Source organism: Pseudomonas sp. GM25, assembly GCF_000282255.1.
Taxonomy (GTDB): domain Bacteria; phylum Pseudomonadota; class Gammaproteobacteria; order Pseudomonadales; family Pseudomonadaceae; genus Aquipseudomonas; species Aquipseudomonas aphyarum.
The window spans coordinates 28,474-53,396 of the sequence record NZ_AKJQ01000045.1; the positions used below are offsets into that span (position 1 = coordinate 28,474).

A 24,923-nucleotide genomic window follows, 5' to 3' on the forward strand; every position below is an offset into this window, starting at 1 on the left:
CGGCCAGCCTTGCCACGGTGTTGCTGGATCAACCGCAGGACTGGCTCGCGGCATACCCGACCACCGCGCCTGACGTGGCCGTGAACGGCGAGCATCTGGCCTACACGATTTACACCTCCGGCTCGACCGGCAAGCCTAAAGGCGTGATGGTCCGTCACGCAGCCCTGAGCAACTTCGTCGCGAGCATGGTCGAGCAACCGGGCATCGCTGCGGCGGATCGCATGCTGTCGCTGACCACCTTCTCGTTCGATATTTTCGGCCTGGAAATCTACGGCCCGTTGCTGGCCGGCGCCGCTGTGGTGTTGACCGGCAAGGACGTGCATCAGGACCCGCAAGCGGTGCTCGAACTGATCGACCGCCACGGCGTGACCATGCTGCAAGCCACACCTTCGACCTGGCGCATGCTGCTGGACAACGAACACGCCGCGATTCTCGACGGCCGCACCTTCCTGTGTGGCGGTGAAGCGCTGCCTCAGGAACTGGCGCAACGCATGCTGGCGCGCTCGCCGAAAGTCTGGAACCTTTACGGCCCGACCGAAACCACGATCTGGTCGGCGCTGCATCCGCTGAGCGTGGACAACAGCCGTCCATTCCTCGGCAAACCGATCGATAACACGGCGCTGTACATCCTCGGCAGCGATCTGGAGCTCAATCCGCTCGGCGCGCCGGGCGAGCTGCTGATCGGTGGCGGTGGCCTGGCGCGGGGTTACTTCCAGCGTCCTGCGCTGACCGCCGAACGCTTTGTGCCGGATCCGTTCTCGACCACCGGCGAGCGTCTGTATCGCACCGGCGACCTGACCCGTTACCGCGCTGAAGGCGTGATCGAGTACATCGGGCGGATCGACCATCAGGTGAAAATCCGTGGTTTCCGTATCGAGCTGGGCGAAATCGAGGCGCGCCTGCTGGCGCTCGACAGCGTGCGCGAAACCGTGGTCGTCGCTCAGGACGGCCCGACCGGCCCGCAACTGGTGGGCTACGTGGTGCCAGCGTCCGGTGAAGTGCTGGATGCCGATGGCGAAACCGCGTTGCGCGCTGCACTGAAGGCCAGCCTCAAGGCTGAGCTGCCGGAATACATGGTGCCGGCGCACTTGCTGTTCCTCGCACAACTGCCGCTGACCCCCAACGGCAAAGTCGACCGCAAGGCCTTGCCGGCGCCCGACGCCAGCCAGTTGCAATCAACTTACATTGCGCCGCAGACCGCCACCCAGCACACCGTCGCCGAAATCTGGCAAACGGTACTGAAACTGGAGCAAGTGGGGCTGGGCGACAACTTCTTCGAACTCGGCGGCCATTCGCTGCTGGTGACCCAGGTCGTCTCGCGAGTGCGTCAGGCGCTCAACGTGCAAGTGCCGCTGCGCACCCTGTTCGAACATAGCACGCTGGTGGATTTCGTCGCCGCCCTCGGCGTCGAGCAGGCACATCAAGAGCCGCCGATTGTTGCGTTGCCGCGTCTGCAACCGCTGACGCTGTCTTACGCTCAGGAACGTCAGTGGTTCCTCTGGCAACTGGAGCCGACCAGCACCGCTTACCACGTGCCGGCCGCACTGCGCCTGCGCGGTGAACTGGACCTGCCGGCGCTGCAGCGCAGCTTTGATGCGCTGATCGCCCGCCACGAATCCCTGCGCACCTGCTTTGTCGAGGAGCAGGGCCAGACCCTGCAAGTGATCCAGGCTCAGGCATCGCTGGACATCGCCGTCGAAACCATCGACCGAGAGCTGGACGATTCCGCGCTGCAAGCCCTGGTCGCTGCCGAAACCCTGCACCTGTTCGACTTGCAGAAAGGCCCGCTGCTGCGGGTCAAGCTGCTGCGTCTGGCCGCCGATGACCACGCACTGATCATCACCTTGCACCACATCGTCTCCGATGGCTGGTCGATGGGCATCATGGTCAACGAGCTGGTGGCGTTGTATGCCGCGCACAGCGAAGGCAAGACCGCGCCGTTGCCGGCATTGCCGGTGCAGTACGCCGACTACGCCGTGTGGCAGCGCCAGTGGATGGACGCCGGTGAACGCGAGCGCCAACTGAGCTACTGGACCGCGCAACTGGGCGATGGCGATCAGCCGTTGCTGGAACTGCCGACTGACCGTCCGCGTCCACCGGAGCAAAGCTACCGGGGCGCGCGTCAGGACATCCCGCTGAGCGCCGAACTGGCCGCCGGCCTCAAGCAGGTCGCACAACGAGAAAACGTCACTCTGTTCGCGCTGCTGCTGGCGTCGTTCCAGACCCTGCTGCATCGCTACAGCGGTCAGGCCGACATTCGCGTCGGCGTGCCGGTGGCCAACCGTAACCGGGTCGAGACCGAAGGCCTGATCGGCTTCTTCGTCAACACTCAAGTGCTGAAGGCCGAGTTCGACAGCCAGCAGACGTTCCGCAGCCTGTTGCAGCAAGTGAAAAACACCGTGCTCGGTGCTCAGGCCCATCAAGACCTGCCATTCGAGCAACTGGTCGATGCGCTGCAACCGGAACGCAGCCTGAGCCACAGTCCGCTGTTCCAGGTGCTGCACAATCACCAGAGCCAGGCTCGTCAGGCCGAAGGCGCGACGCGTCTGTCGAAGATCGAGATCGAAGGCCTGAGCTGGGTCTCGCACACCGCGCAGTTCGATCTGACCCTCGACACTTTCGAATCGGCGGACAACGTCTGGGCCGAACTGACTTACGCCACCGACCTGTTCGACGCGGCGACCATGGAACGTCTGGCGCAACACTGGACGAATCTGCTGCACGGCATCGTCGCCGATTGCGCCCAGCGCATCGCCGAGCTGCCGCTGCATGAGGCGGCCGAGCGTCAGGCCACGCTGTTGCAATGGAACCCGGCCGTGGCCGATTTCCCGAGCGAGGCGTGCCTGCATCAATTGATCGAAGCGCAGGCTGCGCGTGCGCCGCACGCGGTGGCTGTGACCTACGGCGAACAGAGCCTGAGCTACTTTGAGCTCAACAGCCGCGCCAACCAGTTGGCCCACAAGCTGATTGCCAGCGGTGTCGGGCCGGACGTACGTGTCGGTCTGGCGGTGGAGCGCAGCCTGGAAATGCTCGTCGGCCTGCTGGCGATTCTCAAGGCCGGCGGCGCCTATGTGCCGCTCGACCCGACGTATCCGGAAGATCGTCTGGCCTACATGATCGGCGACAGCGGTATCGGCCTGCTGCTGACCCAGAGTCATCTGCTCGGCCGTCTGCCGGTGCCGGATTCGGTGCGCAGCGTGATGCTCGATCAGGAGCGCGACGGCCTCGAAGGTTACAGCGACGCCAACCCGCAGGTGTGCATGAGCCCGGACAACCTGGCTTACGTGATTTACACCTCCGGTTCAACCGGCCAGCCAAAAGGCACCTTGCTCGCCCATCACAACGTGCTGCGCCTGTTCAAGGCCACCGATGCCTGGTTCGATTTCGGCCCGCAGGATGTCTGGAGCCTGTTCCATTCCTACGCGTTCGACTTCTCGGTCTGGGAGATCTTCGGAGCGCTGCTGTACGGCGGCAAACTGGTGGTCGTGCCGTACGAGACCAGCCGGTCGCCGGAAGATTTCTACGGCCTGCTGTGCCGTGAAGGGATCACCGTCCTCAACCAGACGCCGTCGGCGTTCAAGCAACTGATGCAAGTGGCGTGCGCCCCGGAACACGCGGCGGCGCAACCGGCCCTGCGTTACGTGGTGTTCGGCGGCGAGGCGCTGGAGGTCAAGAGCCTGCGCCCATGGTTCGAGCGCTTCGGCGATCAGGCCCCGCAACTGATCAACATGTACGGCATCACCGAAACCACGGTCCACGTGACCTACCGGCCGATCTCACTGGCCGATCTGCAACGCGACGCCAGCAGCCCGATCGGCGAGCCGATTCCGGACTTGTCCTGGTACTTGCTCGACGGCAACCTGAATCCGGTGGCCAAGGGTTGTATCGGCGAGCTGTACGTCGGTCGTGCCGGTCTGGCCCGGGGTTATCTGAACCGTCCGGACTTGACCACGCTGCGCTTCATTCCCGATCCGTTTGCCGCCGATGGCGGGCGTCTGTACCGCACCGGTGACCTGGCGCGCTATCGCGCCGACGGCGTGATCGAATACATCGGCCGGATCGACCATCAGGTGAAGATTCGCGGCTTCCGCATCGAACTCGGCGAGATCGAAGCGCAGCTGCTCGAACAAACTGCCGTGCGTCAGGCCGTGGTGCTGGCGCAGCCGGGCCTCAGTGGTCAGCAACTGGTGGCGTACCTGGTGCCGAGCGACGCTGCATTGCTCGATGCCGACACTGCCGAACAGGGCCAATGGCGTGACAGCGTGCGGGCCGCGCTCAAGGAAAACCTGCCGGATCACATGATCCCGGCGCACTTGCTGCTGCTCGAACAATTGCCGCTGACCGCCAACGGCAAACTCAACCGCAGTGCCTTGCCGTCGCCGGATGCGAGTCAGGCGCAGCAGGCGTATCAGGCACCGCAAAGCGAACTGGAACAGCGCCTGGCCGAGATCTGGCAGGACGTGCTGAAACTGCCGCAGGTCGGTCTGAACGACAACTTCTTCGAGCTGGGCGGCGATTCGATCATCTCGATTCAAGTGGTCAGCCGCGCCCGTCAGGCCGGCATCCGTCTGAACCCCAAAGACCTGTTCCAGCACCAGACCGTGCAGCGTCTGGCACTGGTCGCGCAGCTCGGTGACAGCGAGTCGACCATCGATCAGCAACCGGTCACCGGCCCGGCGTTGCTGTTGCCGATCCAGCAGCAGTTCTTCGAGGACGAAATTCCCGAGCGTCACCACTGGAACCAGTCGGTGCTGCTCAAACCGCGTCAGCCGCTGGCGGCCGAAAGGGTCGAGCAAGCGTTGCGTGCACTGGTCATTCATCACGATGCCTTGCGCTTGAGCTTCAGTCAGCAGGGCAGCGTCTGGCAGGCCCAACACCTGTCGGTCGACGCGTTGCCGCAAGACCTGCTCTGGCAGGAAGATATTGCCGACATCGCGGATCTTGAAGCCTTGGGCAACCGCGCCCAGCGCAGCCTCGACCTGCAAAACGGCCCGCTACTGCGGGCGGTGCTGGCGAATCTGGCCGACGGCAGTCAACGTCTGCTGCTGGTGATCCATCACCTGGCGGTGGACGGCGTTTCGTGGCGGATTCTGCTGGAAGACCTGCAAACCGCGTATCAGCAAGCCACCAGCGGTCAGGCCCTGAGTCTGCCGGCCAAGACCAGTGCCTTCAAGGACTGGAGCGAACACTTGCAGCGCTACGCCAACAGCCCGGCGTTGCAGGAAGAACTGGCGTACTGGCAGGCCTGCCTGAGCGACGTCAGCACCGATCTGCCGTGCAAGCGTCTCGACGCCGGCCAGCAGAATCGTCTGGCGCAAACCGTGCAGACTCGCCTCAGCGCGGAGCTGACCCGGCAACTGCTGCAAGAAGCCCCGGCGGCCTATCGCACCCAGGTCAACGATTTGCTGCTGACCGCGCTGGCCCGAGTGATCGGGCGCTGGAGCGGGCAGTCGTCGACCCTGATTCAACTGGAAGGTCATGGTCGCGAAGAGCTGTTCGATGGCGTCGACCTGACCCGTACCGTGGGCTGGTTCACCAGCCTGTTCCCGGTGCGTCTGACCCCGGCCGAAGGCGCGGGCGACTCGATCAAGCGGATCAAGGAACAGCTGCGCTCGATCCCGAACAAGGGCATCGGTTTCGGCGCGCTGCGTCACCTCGGTGATGCCGACGCGCAAAGCAGCTTGCAGGCGTTGCCGACCCCGCGCATCACCTTCAACTACCTCGGTCAGTTCGACGGCAGTTTCGAAGCCGATGACGGCGCACTGTTCGCGCCGGCCCCGGACAATGCCGGCCTGGAACAAAGCCCGGATGCGCCGCTGGGCAACTGGCTGACCCTCAACGGTCAGGTGTATGGCGGTGAGTTGAGCGTCGGCTGGACGTTCAGCGAAGAACGCTTCGACAGCGCCACCATTGAAGCGCTGGCCCGCGACTACGCCGATGAACTCGCCGCGCTGATTGGCCACTGCCTGACCCCGGGCGTGGAAGGCCTGACCCCGTCGGACTTCCCGCTGGCGGGTCTGACTCAGGCGCAGCTCGACGGTTTGCCGACTGCGCCGCGTCTGGTCGAAGACATTTATCCACTGTCGCCGATGCAGCAGGGCATGTTGTTCCACACCCTCTACGCGCAGCAGTCGGGCGATTACATCAACCAGATGTGCGTGGCCGTGGACGGTTTGCAGGTCGAGCGTTTCCGCGAGGCCTGGCAAGCGGCGATGGACAGCCATGACGTGCTGCGCAGCGGTTTCGTCTGGGAAGGTGATCTGCCCCATGCGCTGCAAGTGGTGCACAAGGGGTTGCAGGTGCCGTTCAGCGTGCTCGACTGGCGTGAGCGCAGTGACCTGGAACAGGCCCTGAGCGAGCTGGAACGTGCGCAGCGTCAGCAAGGTTTTGACCTGCACGCGGCGCCGTTGCTGCGGTTGGTGGTGGTGCGGGTGGCAGCCGAGCGCTTCCATCTGATTTACACCTCGCACCACATTCTGATGGACGGCTGGAGCAACTCGCAGTTGCTCGGCGAAGTCCTGCAGCGCTACCACGGCCAGGCGCCGGTGAGCGGTGCCGGGCGCTATCGCGATTACATCCAGTGGCTGGCGCAGCAGGATGCGCAGGTCACGGAGCAATTCTGGAAGGGCCAGTTGGCTGACTTCGACATGCCGACCTATCTGGCCGATGCGGTGCCGCACAGCGCGGACAGCTCGGTGGCAGGTCAGGGCGAGCACCTGCTCACGCTCGACAGTCGCGCGACCGCTGAACTCAACCGTTTTGCCCGCGTGCAAAAGGTCACGGTCAACACACTGGTGCAGGCAGCGTGGCTGTTGCTGTTGCAGCGCTACACCGGGCAGGACACGGTCGCGTTCGGCGCCACGGTGTCGGGTCGTCCGGCGCAGTTGAGCGGCGTCGAAGGTCAGATCGGCCTGTTCATCAACACCTTGCCGATCATCGCCAGCCCCCGTGCCGAACAGCCATTGTCGCAATGGCTGCAACAGGTGCAGGCGCAGAATCTGTTGCTGCGCGAGCAGGAACACACGCCGCTGTTCGACATTCAGCGCTGGGCCGGGCAGAGCGGGGAGGCGTTGTTCGACAACATTCTGGTGTTCGAGAACTACCCGATTGCCGAAGCCTTGCAGCAGGCCGCATCGGATGACCTGCGCTTCGGCGAGGTCGACCGCTACGAGCAGACCAACTATCCGCTGACGTTGATGGTCAACCTCGACCAGCAACTGACCGTGCATTTCAGCTATCAGCGCACAAGCTTTGCTGCCGAGACCGTGGTCAAACTGGCCGCGCAGCTGCAACAGCTGCTGACGCGCCTCGACCTCAGCGCCGAAGGCTGCCTGGGCGAATGGAACCTGCTGGAAGCGGCGGACGAGCAACGGATCGTGCATGACTGGAATCCGGTCGAGGCCAACCCCCTCGAGGCGCTGTGCATCCACCAGGCCATCGAGCGTCAGGTGGCTGCCCAGCCGGACGCGCGGGCCGTGACCTTCGGTCATCAGTCGTTCACTTATGCCGACATCGACACCCGGGCCAATCGCCTGGCTCACCGTTTGATCGACTGCGGAGTCGGCCCGGAAGTGCGGGTCGGCGTGGCCATGCAGCGTTCCGATCAACTGTTGGTGGCGCTGCTGGCGGTGCTCAAGGCCGGTGGCACTTACGTGCCGCTCGACCCTGATTACCCGGCGGATCGGGTCGCTTACATGCTCGAAGACAGCCGCGCCCGGGTGCTGCTGACTGAAACCGAGGTGGCTGCGATTCTGACGGTCGGTGGCGATACGCAAGTGTTGCTTCTGGATCAACTCGACCTGTCGACCAACAGCGCGATTGCGCCGGTCACGGACGTGTGCGCGGACAATCTCGCTTACGTGATCTACACCTCCGGTTCCACCGGCAAGCCGAAGGGCGTTTCGATCACCCACAGCAACGTGATGGCGCTGAGCGACTGGTCGAAAAACACTTACAGCCGCGATGACATTCAAGGCGTGCTGGCTTCGACCTCGGTCTGTTTCGACCTGTCGGTGTGGGAGCTGTTTGTCACCCTGGCCAACGGCGGCTCGCTGATCATCGCCCGCAACGCCCTTGAACTGCCGCAACTGCCGGCCCGCGATCAGGTGCGCCTGATCAATACCGTGCCGTCGGCGATCAATGCCTTGCAGGACGCCGGCGACATTCCGGCGGGTGTGCGGCTCATCAACCTGTGCGGCGAAGCGCTGAAGCAGAATCTGGTGGACCTGCTTTACAAACAGGCGAGCATCGAAGACGTCATCGACCTGTACGGGCCGTCGGAAGACACCGTTTATTCCACCTGGACCCGTCGTGAGGCGGGTGGCACGGCCAACATTGGCCGGGCGATGGCGCGCACCGCCAGTTACGTGCTGGGCGGCGATCTGCAACCGGCGCCACTGGGCGTGTCGGCCGAGCTTTACCTGGCCGGTGCCGGCCTCAGCCGAGGCTATCTGGGCCGGGCGGCCATGACCGCCGAGAAGTTCGTGCCCAACCCGTTCGCCGGCCATGGCGAGCGCATGTACCGCACCGGCGACCTGACCCGTTATCAGGCCGACGGCACCTTGCAGTACGTCGGGCGTATCGACCATCAGGTGAAGGTGCGCGGTTTCCGTATCGAGCTGGGTGAAATCGAGGCCCGTCTGTTGCAGATCGAGCGTGTCAGCCAGGCACTCGTGGTCGCGCAACCGATCGCTTCCAGCCATCAACTGGTGGCGTACGTGGTGATGGACGACGCGGCCGTGGTGAGCGCCGATGCCGCCGCGCAAACCTTGCTGCGCGAAGCGTTGAAGACGCAGCTCAAGGCGAACCTGCCGGACTACATGATCCCGGCGCACCTGTTGTTCCTCGCCAGCCTGCCGCTGACGCCGAACGGCAAGATCGATCGCAAGGCCTTGCCGAGTGTCGAGAGTGTGGTTTCGGCCGGGGACTTCGTGGCGCCGGTCGGTGAGCTGGAACAGCAGATCGCAGCGATCTGGCAGAACGTGCTGGAACTCGATCAGGTGAGCCGCGAAGACCACTTCTTCGAGCTGGGCGGGCATTCGTTGCTGGCCACGCAGGCGGTGTCGCGTTTGCGTCAGTTGAGCACCGGCTCGCTGGGTCTGCGGGATCTGTTCAACCATCCGCGCCTCAAGGATCTGGCGGCGTGGATGAGTCAGGCCCAGGCGCCGACGGCTGCCGACGCTGGCAGCCAGGCCTTGCCGCTCAAGGCCTTTGGCGCCAAGTCGACGGCACCGTTGTCGCTGGTGCAGCGCCGTTTGTGGGTCGCCGAGCAGTTGTCCGGCGGCAGTTCGGCGTACGGCATGCCGCTGGCCTTGCGCCTGCGCGGCGAGCTGTCGACCGAGCGGTTCATCAGCAGCTTCGCCGAAGTGGTGCGCCGTCATGAGGTGCTGCGTACCGCTTACTCCCAGGACGATGAAGGTGACCCGATCGCCTTGATCGCCGAGCAGGTCGACGTCGATTTCCCGGTGCTCGATCTGTCCGGTCTGTCGCGCAGTGCCCAGGAAGAGCAGGTGGCGCAGGCGGTGCTGGACAACGCGCACACGCCGATCGATCTGGAGCAGGCGCCGCTGTGGCGCGGGCGCATCCTGCACCTCTCGCCGACCGAACATGTGCTGCTGTTCTCGATGCACCACATCATCTCCGACGGCTGGTCGATGGGCGTGCTGGTCAACGAGCTGGTGCAGATCTACGAACTGAGCAAGGCGGGCGACCACACGCCGTTGCCGGCGCTGGACGTGCAGTACTCCGACTTCGCCCTGTGGCAACAGGAACTGGAGCGCGCAGGCGTTCTCGGTCAGCAGGCGGCTTACTGGAAAGACCGGCTCGACGGTTACAGCGGGCAGCTGAACCTGCCACTGGACAAGCCGCGCGGGGCGGTGGCGTCGTACGACGGCGATGCCGTGCAGTTCCGTCTGCCGGCGGATCTGAGCCAGGGCTTGCGCAAGGTGGCCACCGACGCCGGGGTGACGCTGTACAGCACGCTGCTGGCGTCGTTCCAGGTGCTGTTGCATCAGTTCAGCGGGGGTGACGATGTGCTGGTCGGCGCGGACGTCGCCGGGCGTGAGCAGCCGGAACTGGAGCGTCTGATTGGCTTCTTCGTCAACGTGTTGCCGCTGCGTTCGCGCTTCGAGGCGCACAGCGCGTTCTCGGACTTCCTGGCCCGCACGCAGGACAACCTGCTCGGTGCGCTGGAGCATCAGGACCTGCCGCTGGACATGATCGTCGAAAGCTGCGGCGTGCCGCGTCACAAGGGCATGAACCCGCTGGTGCAGGTGTTGTTCGTGATGAACAACCTGCCGGGGCGCACGCAATCGATGGGAGGCTTGAGCGTTGAACCGCTGGCGGCGTTGCAGACCCATTCTAAATTCGACATGGCATTGTTCGTTGACGAAGAAGAAGGGCAATTGCTGGGTAATTGGCAATTCGCCACAACCTTGTTCGGACACGAGCGCATTCAGTACCTGGTGAAGGCCTGGATAGCCCTGTTGGAACAGATCGTCGCTGATCAGGACATTCAATTGGGAGCTATCAGCATGCCAGTCGACAATTTCGCAGTGGCCGCCAAACCCGCTGCGCCCGGACCCAAGGCCGACAAACTGGGCAAGTTCCTCAAGCGCGGCGCCGCCCCGGTGGCCAAGGTTCGCCCGGCCCCGGTACGCGAATCGCTGATCGCGGCACCCCAGCCATTCCCGCTGCTGGTGGAGCCGAACGAGCCGCAACTGGACTTGATCGAATGGATCAAGAACAACCGGCCGCTGATCGAAGAAAAACTCGCCACCCACGCCGGCATCCTGTTCCGCGGTTTTGAACTCGATGGCATTCAGGGTTTCGAGGCGTTCGCCGAAGCGATTCAGCCGGGCCTGTACGGCCAGTACGGCGACCTGCCGAAGAAGGAGGGCGGCAAGAACACCTACCGCTCAACGCCGTACCCGGAACGCAAGATGATCCTGTTCCACAACGAGAGCTCCCACCAGGACCGCTGGCCGCGCAAGCAGATGTTCTATTGCGAGGTGGCCGCACCGGTGGGCGGTGCGACGCCGGTGGTGGATTGCCGGTTGATGTACGAAAAACTGCCGGCCGACCTGCGTGACAAGTTCGAGTCCAAGGGCCTGCTGTACGTGCGCACGTTCACCGACAACCTCGATGTGTCGTGGCAGCACTTCTTCAAGACCGAGGACCGCGCCGAAGTCGAAGCCCGTTGCCGGGCCGGCGGCATCGAGTGGCGCTGGCTGGACAACAACGAACTGCAAACCCGCACACCGGGGCCGGCGATCATTCGTCACCCGATCACGGGCGCCAAGTCGTTCTTCAATCAGGTGCAGTTGCACCACATCTACTGGCTGGAACCGGATGTGCGTGAGGACCTGTTGTCGATGTTCGGGCCCGAGCGCATGCCGCGTCACGTGTACTACGGCGACGGCACCCCGATCGAAGACGAAGTGATGCAGCGCATCGGCGATCTGTACGAAGAGTGCGCCGTGCGTTTCGACTGGCAGAAAGGCGACGCGATCCTGCTCGACAACATGCTCGTGGCCCATGCCCGTGATCCGTTCGAGGGGCCGCGCAAGATTGTCGTGGCGATGGGCGACATGTACGACCACAGCAGTCTTGAACGTGCGCCGGCCACCGGGCAAACCGCCCCGGGCGCAGTGAACACCGAGGAAACCGGAGCATGAACGAAGTCATGATGGACACGCAGGAAAGCGGATTCGCCCTGACGCCCGAGCAACAGGCGCTGCTGGAGCAACTGTCGAACACGGCGACCTGCGGTGAGGCCTTGCGCTGGTTGAGCGTGACCCTGGAGGGCGACCTCGATCCGCAACGCCTGCAGGCCGCTTTCGATACGCTGCTGGCGCAACAGCCGATGTTGCTGGCGCAATTGAGCAAGGTCGCCGGTTTCCACGGCCTGCGTCAGAACGCGATCCCGGTCGCCCGTTTTCCGCTGACGATTCAGGCAACCGAGCAGGGTGCCGAGGACGTTCAGGCGCAGATCGACGAGTCGATGGGCCGCGCTTTTGTGGTCGGCGAATCGGCGGGTGTTCAGGCGATGCTTTATCGACTGGCGCCGCAGCAATGGCAGTGCCTGATCGGTATCGCTCGCCACAGTGCCGATGCGCAATCGCTGCATCTGCTGCTGGAGCAGGTGCAGCAAGCCTACGCCGGTGCTGAGACTGCCGAAGACGAGGCACCGGGCGAGTTCAGTCAGTACCTGGAATGGCGCAGCGAAGTGGTGCTCGACGAAGACGCGACCACGGCGCGGGCTTATTGGCAGCAACAGCTGCAAGGTGCCCAGGTCGACATCGCCACCCCTTGGCTGGCCGCCCGCAGTGCAAGTCAGGCAGCGACCGGCGCCGACAAGCGCCTGTCACTGACGCTGCAACCGGCGCAACGCGCAGGTTTGCAGGCCCTGGCCGAGCAGCTCGGCCAGCCCGTCGCCACGCTGTTGCAAGGTGTGTGGTGGGTGTTGCTGGGCCGCTTGAGCGGGCTTGAGCAGGCACTGGTCGGTGTACGCCATGACAGCCGCAGCGACTATGAATACTTCGCCAGCGCCGTAGGGGTTTTCGAGAAAACCTTGCCGCTGTCGGTGTCGTTGCCGGCCGGCGCAGCCTTCAGCGACTGGCTGGTGGAACTGGCCGCAGGCCTCGAAGAACACCGCACCTGGCAGGAATACTGGACCCCGGATCTGGCGCCGGATGCAGCGCGCCCGGCCTACGGCTTTACCCTCGGCCAGGCCGGTCGCAGCGGCAACAGCGGCGGTTTGCGCTGGACGGTGTCGGATGCCTTGCCGGTGCAGCCGGATGCCTTTGAATGCTTGTTGCAGGTGCAACTGGACGACGCACAGCAACCGGCGGCGGTGGAACTGCGGTACGCGAGCTCGCGTTATTCGCCGGCAGCCGCGAGCGTGGTGCTGGAGCAGTTCGGCGTTCTGCTGGATTCGATCCTGGCCGCCCCGCACACCCCGCTGGCGCAGCTCAACCTGCTCGGTCATGCCGAAGAGCAGCGTTTGCTGGCCATCAATCCGTCAGCGCAGCCATTGGCCGACAGCCGTTTTCTGCCGCAGCGAATCGCCGATCTGATGCTGCGCACCCCGGATGTCATCGCCCTGACCGACGCCGGACAGTCATTGAGCTACGGCCAGTTGCAAGTCCACGTGGACAGCGTCGCGCAAGGTCTCAAGGCGCAGGGGCTGGGCGAAGGCTCGATCGTTGCGCTGGCGCTGCCGCGCTCGGCGGATCTGGTGATCGCCATGCTGGCGAGCTGGCGCATCGGTGCGGCTTATCTGCCGCTGGATGTGCAATGGCCGCAGGCACGTCAGGCCTTGATGCTGGAACAGGCCGGCGCCGCACTGTTGCTGACCGACGCCGCGCATCTGCCGGCCTGGCAGGGGCAGCCGCACAAGGCGTTGACCCTGGCTGATGTCAGCCAGTCGAGTGCAGCGTTGCCGGCGCTCGCCACCCAGGGCCACGACATTGCGTATGTACTGTTTACCTCCGGCTCCACCGGTGTGCCGAAAGGCGTGGTGATCGAGCATCGGCAACTGCTGAACTACACGGCTCAGGCCAGTCAGGCCCTGGGTCTGGAACAGTGCCGCAACGTCGGTTTCAGTTCGACGGTGGCGGCGGATCTGGGCAACACCGCGTTGTTCGGTGCGTTGTTCAACGGGGCCACGCTGCACGTTGCCAGCGATGAGCAGATGCAGGACGGCGCGCTGTTCGCCGAGTACCTGCAACAGCAACAGATCGACTGCCTGAAGATCGTGCCGTCGCACCTCGCCGCGCTGCTCGACAGCGAGCGGGCAAGCCTGCCGCGCACGCTGGTGCTGGGCGGTGAACCGATTGCCACGACGCTGATCGAGCGCATTGCGCGGTTGCGCAGCGACTGCCGGGTGTTCAACCACTACGGTCCGACCGAAGCGACGGTCGGGGTCATGATTCATCCACTGGCTCTGCACGGCGCTGCCGGCGATTGTTCGGCGCTGACGCAGGTGCTGGGCAACAACCAGGTTTACGTGCTGGACGCGCAATTGCGTCTGGCGCCGGTCGGTGTGCTGGGCGAGTTGTACCTGGGCGGTGCGCAGTTGTGCCGTGGCTACCTGAATGCCGAAGCTGATGAGCAGACGTTCATTCAGAGCCCGTTTGATCCGGCGCAGCGTCTGTATCGCAGCGGCGACCTGGCGCGCTATCGCGTGGACGGCGGCATTCAGTTGCACGGTCGGCGCGATCAGCAGGTCAAGGTGCGTGGCTTCCGCATTGAACTGGCGGAGATCGAAGCCGAGCTGCTGCGCCTTGCGCCGGTGGCCGAAGCGCTGGTGCTGCCGGCCGCGTCCGCCGAGCAGGGATTGCTGGCCTTCGTCGTCGCGTATCAGGGTCTGTCGGCGGGCTTGCTGGACGCTGCACGCGCCGAACTGAGCGCTCGTCTGCCCGGTGTGATGGTGCCGCAGCATCTGCAATTGATCGACCGTTTCCCACGGTTGGCCAACGGCAAGATCGACCGCAAGGCATTGCAGCAGCTGGCGGGCAGGGCGGCGGATGACGAAGGTGTCGCGCCGCGCGATGCACTCGAGCAATTGCTGGCCTCGCGCATGGCGCAGTTGCTCGGGCTCGAGCGGCTGGGCGTTGATCGTGACTTCTTTGCCGCCGGTGGCCATTCGTTGCTGGTGATCAAGCTGGTGGCCGGGATTCGCAAGTTGCTGCAGTGCGAAGTTCATCCGGGGCTGGTCTTCGATCATCCGACCGTGGCGTCGCTGGCCATGGCGTTGCGGGCGGTGGAAAGCACTCCGGGCCAGTTGGAGAAAATGGCCCAGGTACGCCTGCGCATGGACGCGATGAGCCCCGAGGAAAAGGCCCGCCTGGCCGAGCAGGCGCGGCAGCTGCAAGCCGCCAAGGCTGCGCAAGGCAGCTGACATGGCATGAAACAAAAGGCCGTCGCCCAACAGCGTCGGCCTTTTTTTTAACTTTTCGCGCTAATGATAAATAAACTCATTCCGGTTTTTTGGAGGTGCTGCGTCTTACTAAGGTATGTGGGCAAATCGGGTCGGGCAGGGCAGCCAGGTCACCGGATTTGTTCAGCGAAAAATTTCGCCGTTGTCCAGCCAGATGACCGTGCCCGGGGAGGGGCCGGTCGACCGCGCACTGACAGATCGCCCCGAGGGCCATCGAGTGCGCGGCTCACTTGTGCAGACAGCGGCGGGCCCTTCGGCCCAATGGATTTCCACTTCTACCAATAATAGAGAGCACGATGTCAGCAATTCATGAGTTGAAACCTCTGTTCAAGGCACTCGTCATGTCCCGCGGCCTGCGTTCGCGCCGAGTGTTGACCGGTCTGGGGCTGGTCTGCGTATTGCCGCTCAGCGCTCAAGTGATGGCTGAAGACGTCAGCATCAACATCCCGGCCCAATCGCTGCCACAGGCATTGCAGGCGTTCGGTCAGCAGACCAACCAGCAAGTGATCTACAACGCTGACGACATGGCCGGACTCAAGAGCCACGCCGTCAGCGGCAAGATGAGTCCGCAGACCGCCATCGCCGAATTGCTCCGCGGCACCGGCGTGCGTTACAGCATCGAGGGCAACACCCTGATGCTGGTGCGCGGCACGGCCACACAGGGTCTGGAACTGGGCGCGACCAACATCAGTGCGCAACAGGTCGGGGCAACCACCGAAGGCAGCAACTCGTACACCTCCAACGCCGTCACGATCGGCAAGGGCACTCACACCCTCAAGGAAATTCCGCAGTCGGTCACCGTGATGACCCGCAAGCAGATGGACGATCAGGACCTGGTCGACCTCAAGGACGCGCTGAACCAGACCACTGGCATCGTCGGCCTGCAGGGCGTCGGCAAGGGCATTATCGTGTCGTCGCGCGGTTTCCAGATCGACGACTGGCAGTACGACGGCGTGCCGATTCCACGTAACACCTACTCGCTGGGCAACTGGGCGACCCAGGACCTGATCTTCTTCGACCGTCTGGAAATCCTGCGCGGTGCATCCGGCCTGTTGCAAGGAACCGGCAGCCCTGGCGGTGCCATCAACCTGGTGCGCAAGCGCGGTCAGGCGGCACCGACCGTGAGCATCACCGGCAAGGCCGGCTCGTGGGATCACTACGGTCTGCAATTGGACGCGGGCGGCCCGCTGAACCAGGCCGGCACTATCCGTGGCCGTCTCGTTGCCGATGAAGACCAGAGCGATTCCTTCGTCGACTACGAATGGAGCAAGACCCACTCGCTGTACGGCTCGCTGGACTTCGACCTGAGTGAAGACACCACCCTGGGCCTGGCGGCCAGCCGCACCGAGGCCGAGTCGCGTCCGATGATCCGTGGCCTGCCGCGTTACGCCGACGGCAGAATGCCGGACGTTTCGCGTTCGACCTACGGCGGTGCCAAATGGAACCACTCGCAGATCAACGTCACCACCCTTTACGCTGATCTCGAACACCGTTTCAACGACGACTGGGCGTTCAAGGTCGGTGCCGTGCAGATGACCGAAACCAACGAGTCGAAAAGCCAGCGTCTGCAAAGCTCCGGTGCCGGTCTGAAGCCGGATGGCAGCGGTATTCAGTACGCCGACTTCATCACCGACTTCGACTCCACCAAGGTCGGTCTCGACATGAACCTCACCGGCAAGTTCGAAGCCTTGTCGATGCAGCAGGAAGTCATGATCGGCGGCAACTACTCCCAGCTGGAGACGGATGACCAGCTCGCCCGTACCTTCAACAACAACGCCACCGACACGATCTTCAACGTCAATAACGATCGTCCGGACATCAGCTACGACAGTCTGCTCAACACCGCCGGCGGCCGTGCCACCGACAGCAAGTACGATATTCGTCAGAAAGGTCTGTACGGCACCTGGCGCGTCAAACCGGTCGATGACCTGACGCTGGTGCTGGGTTCGCGTGTCAGCTGGTATGACTTCAGCTACAAATCCAAGAACCGTGCCGCCTTCAGCGATGAATACGTCACCGCCGATCCGAGCAAATCGAACGAAACCGGGGAAGTCACCCCTTACGCCGGTATCGTCTATGACCTGAGCCGCGAGTGGGCGGTGTATGCCAGCTACACCGACGTGTTCCAGCCGCAGACGGTGCGCGATGCCAATGGCTCGATGCTCAAGCCGATCATCGGCAGCAACTACGAAATCGGCCTCAAGGGCGAGCTGATGGATGGCCGGGTCAACACCTCCCTGGCGCTGTTCCGCTACGACCAGAAAAACCGTGCGGTCGATGATGTTTCCGGCGGCATGGAATGTGACGGCTGGTACTGCTCCACGGCGGCGGGCAAAGTGCGCAGCCAGGGTCTGGACGCCGAGATCAGTGGTGCTGTGACCGACAACCTGCAACTGTTTGCCGGTTACACCTACAACACCACCAAGTACCTCGACGACCCGGACATGGAAGGTCGCACGTTCAGCACCTGGACGCCGAAACACATGCTGCGCGTGTGGGGTAACTACCAGTTCACCGGTGATTTGAACCGTCTGAGCACCGGGCTTGGTTTCACCGCTCAAAACCACACCCTGGGCTACGAAGGCAATTACGAGGTGGCGGGTTACACCGTGTGGAACGCCCGTGTCGCTTATCAGCTGACGCCGGAGATCGGTCTGGCGGTCAACGCGAATAACCTGTTCGACAAGAACTACGTAAACGCGGCGTACAACCAGCTCAGTGGTAACAACAACTTCGGTGACCCACGCAACGTGATGTTCTCCGTGAAGTACACCCCGCAGTTCTGATGCACTGACCGGGCGCCGAACCGGCCCACGCTCCTGAACAAGGAGGGTGGGCCGGTTTTTTTATGCCCGGAGTTTCTCGCCGGCACCTTGTTGAAACAAGGCACACCCGAACAAAACAGCAGGCATGAAAAAACGCAGAGGCCGAGGCGTCTGCGTTTTTTGAGTGTTGCCGAAGGGTCAGTCCCGCGTCACGCCCTCGCAGGCGAGGAGCACGGATTCAAACGAGTCCAGCAGGCTTTCGCCATAGATCATGCTGCGGTGCGGCAATGGCGAATGGACGGAACCTTGCAACTGTCCGCTGAGGTTGTACTGGCGCAGCACCTGCTCCGAGTGCAGGACTTGCTCCAGGGTCTTGTGCTGCAACGACCACCAGCAGCTGGCCTTGACCTTGAGGGTTGGCAGCGAGAACGCATCGAAACTCTTGACCAGCCGCTCGTGGATGTCGAACGCCTGAGCGTTCATGATTTCCTGTTTGATGGCCTCCAGGGTGGCGATCATTTCCTGTTCGTCGGTGGCGGCCTGCTGGCTGGCCCACTGATAAAAGGCCTTGAGGCTGGTTGTCGGGTTCTCGGCGATGTAACGCGCCGCCGGCTCTTCCAGATGGGCAAACATCAGGCTGAACATTTCCACGGCAACGGACAGTTCGTTGTCTGCGCTGAGGTACTCGGGGTTGTCTTCCTCCAGCGGTTTGCGTGGCAGATCCGCAGGGAAGATGCTTTCCGGCAGCGTGGTGTCGACCAGCCCCAGGAACGTCACCTGTTTGCCCTGGTGCTCCAGTGCAGCAGCCACGTCCATGGCGATCGCGCCACCCAGCGACCAACCCATCAGGCGATAGGGGCCGTCGGGGTGTTTTTCGACAATCTGTTCGGTGTATTCGGCAATCATCTCGGGCCAGGTCTGGGTGCTGGCGTCCTTGTCGGCGAAGCCTTTGTGCATGATGCCGAAGGTGCGAGCGTGCTTGCTCAGACGCTTGGCCAGCGGCTGATAACAGAAGACGATGCCGCCGCTCGGGTGCAAGCAGAACAGCGGTGTGGCGGTTGACGTGGCGCCAGTCAGTTCGACCACGCATTGCACCTGCTGTTGATGTTCCATGCCGATGAACCGGGCCAGCACTTCGACCGTGGGGTGCGCGAGCATTTGTTGCAGGGCCAGTTTGATCCCCAGGCGCGCGTTCAAGGCGGAAATGAACTGAATGGCCAGAATCGAATGGCCGCCCAGCTCGAAGAAATTGTCGTCCAGGCTCACGCGCTCGACATGCAGCGCCTCCTGCCAGAGTTCGGCCAGCGCTGTTTCAAGGGGCGTTTGCGGCGCACGAAACGGCCGCTGCGTCTGATGCAGATCAGGCAGTGGCAGGGCTTTGCGATCCAGTTTGCCGTTGGGGCTCAGTGGCAATGCACTCAGCACCACCAGGTGAGCAGGGACCATGTAGTTGGGCAGGCGCACCTTCAATTCTGCCTTGAGGGCTTCGCGCAGTTCGTCCTCGGGTGGCTCGCTCGCATGCGGCACGACATAGCCGATCAACTGCGTGCCGGTCGCGCCTTCGTGGGCGATGACCACGGCTTCACGCACGGCGGGCCATTGCAGCAGGCAGGACTCGATTTCGCCGAGTTCGATGCGGAAGCCGCGAATTTTCACCTGGTGGTCGAGGCGCCCGACATATTCGATCACGCCGTCAACGCCATAGCGGGCCAGATCGCCGGTGCGATAGAGGCGTCCGCCCCGGTTGCTGAACGGATCCGGGATGAAGCGTTCGGCGGTCAGCTCCGGTCGATTGAAATAGCCCCGCGCGAGCAGGTCGCCGGCAATCATCAGTTCGCCCACGGTGCCGACGGGCACTGGCTGACCGCCGCTGTCGAGCAGGTACACGGCACGACCGGCCAGCGGTCGACCGATCGGCATGGCTTTGGGCAGGGGCGTGCACCCGGTGACGTAGTCGCTGCAATCGAGCAGCGTGGAGTCGACGGTCGCCTCCGTCGGGCCGTAGACATTGAGCAGACGCACGTGACCGAGACCGGCCTGGCCCCAGGCCGCGACCGCTTCCGGCGGCATGGCTTCGCCGCCGACCACCACCTGACGCAGCGATCCGTAGTCCCGTGGGCCGGCGGCCGCGAAGTCCTTGGCCAGCAAGTTCCAGTACGTCGTGGTCAGTTCGCTGACGGTGAATTTTTTCTCCAGCAGCTGCTGATACCAGGTTTCGCTGTCCCAGATGTCCTGCCCGCGCAGCACCACCGAAGCGCCGCAGATCAGCGCCGGGTAGAGCTGATCGACAAACGCATCGAAATTGAACGTGCCGTATTGCAGCAAACGGTCGGCAGGCGTCAGACCGTGGAACTCCCGACCGATTTGCGCGTGACGGGTCAGCGCGCCGTGAGTGATGCCAACGCCTTTCGGGCGACCGGTGGAGCCCGAGGTGAACATCACGTACGCCAGATTGCTGGCGAAGGTGCGGCAGGGCGGGTTGTCGACAGGTCGGTCATCGAGAGGATCAACCTCATCGACGCACACCACCTTGACCGACGGCGGCGATGGCAGTCGCTCAAGCAGCGTATCCTGCGTCAGCAATACATCCAGGCCGCTGTCTTCGATCATCCAGGTCAGGCGTTCCTGCGGGTAGTCGGGGTCGAGCGGGACATAGACCCCGCCGGCCTTGAGCACCGCCAGCAGGCTGATGATCATGTGCGCCGAGCGCTCGACGGCGATGCCCACGCGGACTTCGGGGCCGACGGCGCAGGCGATCAGGGTGTTCGCCAGTCGGTTGGCCGCCGAGTTGAGCCGGGCATAACTCACGTGCAGGTCATTGACGATCAGCGCTACCGCGTCCGGTGTGGCCAGTGCCTGGCGCTCGAACAACTGGTGCACGCCTTCGTCGGGCAAGGCCGAGGCGGGCGGGTTCCATTGTTCGAGCTGCACGTGGCGTTCATCGCGGCTCAGCAGCGGCAGTTCGCTCAGCGCGCGGCGCGGATCTTCGGTGATGGCGTGCAGCAGATTCTGCCAGTGACCGGCCAGGCGTTCGAGGGTCGCGGGGGTGTACAGGTCGCGGCTGTATTCGAGGCTGGCGTCGATGCGCTCCAGCGAATAGGCGATGTCCAGTGACAGGTCGAATTTGGCCTGGGTCGTGTCCGCCGGAAGGAAGTCCAGCGCCAGGTCGCCCAACATCAGCGGGCCCTCGCCGGAGGCCTCGGTGCGCCAGTTGAACAGCGTTTGAAACAGCGGGTTGATCTGCCCGTTCGCCCGCAGTTGCAGGTCGTCGAAGCTCAGCTCCAGCGGGTAGTCGGCATGATCCAGCGCGGCGAGGGTTTCGCGGCGCAGGCGCTGGAGAAAATCCTGGCACGGCAGCTGTGGAACGATGCGCACGCGGTAGACCTGGGCGCTGACAAAGAAGCCCACCAGTTCCTGGGTTTCGCTGCGATTGCGGCTCGCATTCGGCACGCCGACCGTGAAGTCCTGCTGGTTGCTGTAGCGGCTCAACAGCAATTGCCAGGCGCCGAGCGCCACCACAAACGGTGTCAGTCCCCACTGTTGGCAGAAGCGGTGCAAATTCTGTGTCAGCGCCGTCGGCAGGCTGAAGTCGTGTTTGCCGGCCGGGTGGGTCTGCTGTTCGTGGCGAGGAAAGTCGGTCGGCAGTTCCAGCGGCGGCAGGGTCTGCCCCAGGTAGTTGCGCCAATAGTCGGCACTGGCGGCACACGCGGCGCTCTCGAGGTATTCGCCGCGTTGCCAGTTGGCGTAGTCGGCGTACTGGATGGCCGGTCGGCGCAGTGGCGACGGATCGCCCGCCACGACCTGTTCATAGGCCTGCATCAGGTCCTGCATGAGAATGGCATTGGACCAGGCATCGGAGGCGATGTGGTGCATGTTCATCAGCAGCAGGTGTTGATCGTCAGCGGTCTGCAGCAGCGTCGCGCGCATCAGCGGCGCGGTTTTCAGATCGAAGGGCAGACCGGCCTCGACGGCAATGCGTCGGGCAAGTTCGGGATCACGTGTTTCGGCGCTCAGATGGCGCAGGTCTTCGACGACCAATTCGAGTGTCGCGTGCTCATCGACGACCTGCATCGCCACGCCGTCGATCTCGACGATCGCGCTGCGCAGCACGTCGTGGCGTGCGATGACTTTGTTCAGCGCCGCTTGCAGATGCCGGGCTTGCACAACGCCGTTCAGGCGCACGGCGCGGGGCAGATTGTAGGCGGCACTGTCAGGCGTCAGCTGTTGCACGAACCACAAGCGTTGCTGGGCGAAGGAGAGCGGCGCCGGGACCGGGTGGGGGCGGGCCGGGATGCCTTGAAGTTGCACGCCGGCATCAGCCATCAGCAGCGCCAGCACTTCATCATCGAGTAAGTCGTTCATCGGTCTCTCGTGGTTGGCAGCGCCGTGGTCGCTGACGGCATTGCCGACAGTCGGGTCCACGGCGATAAACATTCAGGTAGAAGGCCGCCAGCGCACAGGCGCTGTCGGCTGAAAGGGCGCTTTCGCTCAGGCGGTTTCGAGGGGCTTTTTGTGGGTGACGACCCGGCCACCCTCCATGCGCACCAGTTGATCGGCGACGTCGAAATAGCGGTCGTCGTGGGAGATCACGATGATCGTCTTGCCCATCTGTTTCAGTTCCGGCAGCAACTCGGTGTAGAAAATCCGCCGGAATGCCGGGTCCTGGTCGGCGGCCCATTCGTCGAACACCAGCACCGGACGTTCCTCCAGCCAGGCGTTGATCAGGGCCAGACGCTTGCGCTGGCCGGTGGACAGATCGGTGGTGCTGAACACGCCATCCTGAATGCTCACCTTGTGGGCGATTTCCAAGCGCTCCAGATACCGGCCGGCATCGGCAGGGACCTGTTGATCGCCCTGTACCAGCTCATCGAACAGGTAGTAGTCGGCAAAAATCGTGGTGAACAGCTGGCGGTAGTCATCGCGGGCCCGGGCATCGACCACCTGACCGTTGAGCAGGACTTCACCGCGCTGTGGCGCATACAGCCCCAGCAGCAGTTTGATCAGGGTGGTCTTGCCGCCGCCGTTCTCGCCGACGATGAACACGATGTCGCCCTGAGCGATGTTCAGATTGACCGGGCCCAGTTCGAAGGCGGCGCTGCCTTTGACCGGGGGAAAGGCGTAATGCACGTTGTGCATTTGCAGCTGCTGGACCGGGGTTTTGCTCACCGGTGCGGATTCGCTCAGCAGCAGGTGCGGCTCAGGCGAGGAAAACTGCTCGGCCAGATCGTTGATGCGCTTGAACGCGATGTTCGCGCGGCTGATCACCGGCAGGGTGGTGATCAGGTATTCCAGCGGGCCTTTCATGTACAGCAGCACCAACACGAAACCGCTGAGCACCGCTTTGTCAGTGCCCAGCCACAAGGACTGGAGCGCCAGCACCAGGCCGATGACCACGAAAAACAGCATCGAGCCGAACGTCTTGGCCATCACGAAAATGTTGACCGAACGAATGTGGGTCCGGCAGATGAAATCGGCGGTGCCTTCGATGCGCTGGCTGAACATGCGCTGGCGACGCGGCCGATGAATGCGCAACTCCTTGGCGCCGGCGGCAATCGCGCTGTAGTGCTTTTGCAGTTCATCCTCGGCTTCGCGAGCGGTTTCGAAGCCTTTGATGCCTTTGTTGCGGGCGACGTATTGCACCGCAATGCCGACCACCAGGGCCACCAGCAGCAGGATGAACATCGGCAGCGACAGGAACGCCAGATAGCCCAGGCAACCGAGCGTCACGGTAAAGGCGATGGCCAGCGGCGCGAAGGAAAAGGCGAAATCGCTGACCGTGTCGACGTCGTGGGTCAGCACCGGAATCAGGCGGTGGCTGCGGAACCGTTCAATTTGTTCGATGGGCGCCAGCAGGACCTTTTCACCCAGGGATTTGCGCAGCCCGGCAATGATGTGCTGGCCGACGTGGTTGGTGCCGATGTCCGACAGAATCGAGGTCAACAGGGCAAAGGCGCAGAGGCCGGCAAACGTCGCCAATACCGTGGCCGAAGGGCTGCCGGCGCCGTTCAGGGCTTTGTTGATGGTCGCCAGCAGGGCGGTGACGCTGACGCCACCGAGCATGCCGAGCAGGATCGACAGCGCCACGACGACCCGGTAAGGCTTGAGCAGGCCGAGGACTTCACTGATGGCTCCGCGCGATTTTGTGGTCATGGAGGTTTCCGCTTTTGGTGCCGGTCAAGGCATTGGTTCAAGGGTAGGGCTGGTTAAAAGACGAAACCCGCGGGCAGCGATTTAGCCGCCCGCGGGTTTATCGAGGACTCAAGCGACGAGCGAGCGACGAGTGCCGCTGCGGTGCTCGCGGTTACAGGTCGCGCGCCACGCGAAAACCGATCCAGTCGCCACGCTCGGTCGGCACCAGCGCATTGCGGTTGCCGGAGCGGGAGAACACCGGTGCTTCGCCCCAGTCGTTGCCGCGAATGCGCTTGAACTGGCACTTGCCGGTCTCCCACGCACTGCCGTCGCTCGGCGCGCCTTCGTAGTTTTCGTTGTAGCAATCGGCGGTCCATTCGTAGACGTTGCCGTGCATGTCGTACACACCGAAGGCGTTGGGCGGGAAGCTGCCGGCCGGCGCGGTGAAGTTGTAGCCATCGGCCGCACCGTAGGTATTGGCGTGCTTGGCGATGCTGTATTCCTTGCCCTCATCGAACGGGAACGGGAACGGCCCGGTGGTGCCGCCACGGGCGGCGTATTCGCGCAGGGACTCACTCACCAGCCGGTATTGCTTGCCGGTCTTTTTCAATAGCCAGGCCACGTACGCGTTGGCCTCGGCGAAGTCCATGCACACCGCCGGGTGCTTGTCGGTGTACTGCTTGCGTGGGTCGCTGCCGGCGTAGTCGGGAACCCCGGCCTTGCACGCGCGCCCCGGGCGGGTATCGCCGTCGGGCATGACGTAACCGGTGTCCTTGAGGTAGGCAAACCATTCGCCCTTGAGCACCTGGAAACGGCTGATCGCCAGCGGTTTGGCGAACGTCACCGGGTGCATCGGGCCTTCGTCGGGCTCACGGCCGACTTCGTCTTCAGGCGTGCCCATGGTGAACGTGCCGGTGGGCAGCACAACCATTTCCGGGCAGTCCTTGCAGTCCTTGAACACCTTGCCCGGTACCGGCGGGGTGGCGGCCTGGGCAGTGGTCGGCAGCAGGCAGGCGGCGAGGGCGGCGAGCGTCAGCGCCGACAGGCTTTTCAAGGCAAAACGAGGCAGTTCACTGTTCATTTCGAGT

The 24,923-nt window shown here is 63.6% G+C and carries 6 protein-coding genes (1 of these 6 running past the window's edge); 3 read left to right on the top strand and 3 right to left on the bottom strand.

Annotated elements, in window-relative coordinates:
* The 3 genes from PMI24_RS18010 to PMI24_RS18020 all read left to right on the top strand — a co-directional run.
* Nucleotides 1-11,675, top strand: partial view of a non-ribosomal peptide synthase/polyketide synthase gene (locus PMI24_RS18010; protein WP_007956356.1) — the 3' portion only. It extends 1,873 nt beyond the left edge of the window; the window shows 11,675 of its 13,548 coding nt (coding positions 1,874-13,548); the start codon falls outside the window, past its left edge; its stop codon occupies nt 11,673-11,675.
* Nucleotides 11,672-14,902 (top strand): non-ribosomal peptide synthetase, encoded by a 3,231-nt coding sequence (locus PMI24_RS18015; RefSeq protein WP_007956358.1) that lies wholly within the window; start codon nt 11,672-11,674, stop codon nt 14,900-14,902. Before PMI24_RS18010 ends, PMI24_RS18015 begins: the two co-directional genes overlap by 4 nt.
* A 335-nt stretch (nt 14,903-15,237) precedes the next feature.
* On the top strand, nt 15,238-17,727 hold the full coding sequence (locus PMI24_RS18020) for a TonB-dependent siderophore receptor (protein ID WP_007956360.1): 2,490 nt from the start codon (nt 15,238-15,240) through the stop codon (nt 17,725-17,727).
* Nucleotides 17,728-17,904: 177 nt separating this feature from the next.
* Here the strand turns inward: PMI24_RS18020 and PMI24_RS18025 are convergent, their stop codons facing one another.
* The 3 genes from PMI24_RS18025 to pvdO form a co-directional block, all read right to left on the bottom strand.
* Nucleotides 17,905-22,068, bottom strand: coding sequence for a non-ribosomal peptide synthetase (locus PMI24_RS18025; RefSeq protein ID WP_045121809.1), 4,164 nt, complete (start codon nt 22,066-22,068; stop codon nt 17,905-17,907).
* 126 nt (nt 22,069-22,194) lie between these two features.
* Complete coding sequence (locus tag PMI24_RS18030) at nt 22,195-23,856, bottom strand: cyclic peptide export ABC transporter (RefSeq protein WP_007956365.1); 1,662 nt, start codon at nt 23,854-23,856, stop codon at nt 22,195-22,197.
* Nucleotides 23,857-24,007: 151 nt separating this feature from the next.
* Entirely contained in the window at nt 24,008-24,916 is a 909-nt protein-coding gene (gene pvdO, locus PMI24_RS18035; protein WP_007956367.1) for a dihydropyoverdine dehydrogenase, read from the bottom strand.
* Nucleotides 24,917-24,923: the final 7 nt, after the last annotated feature.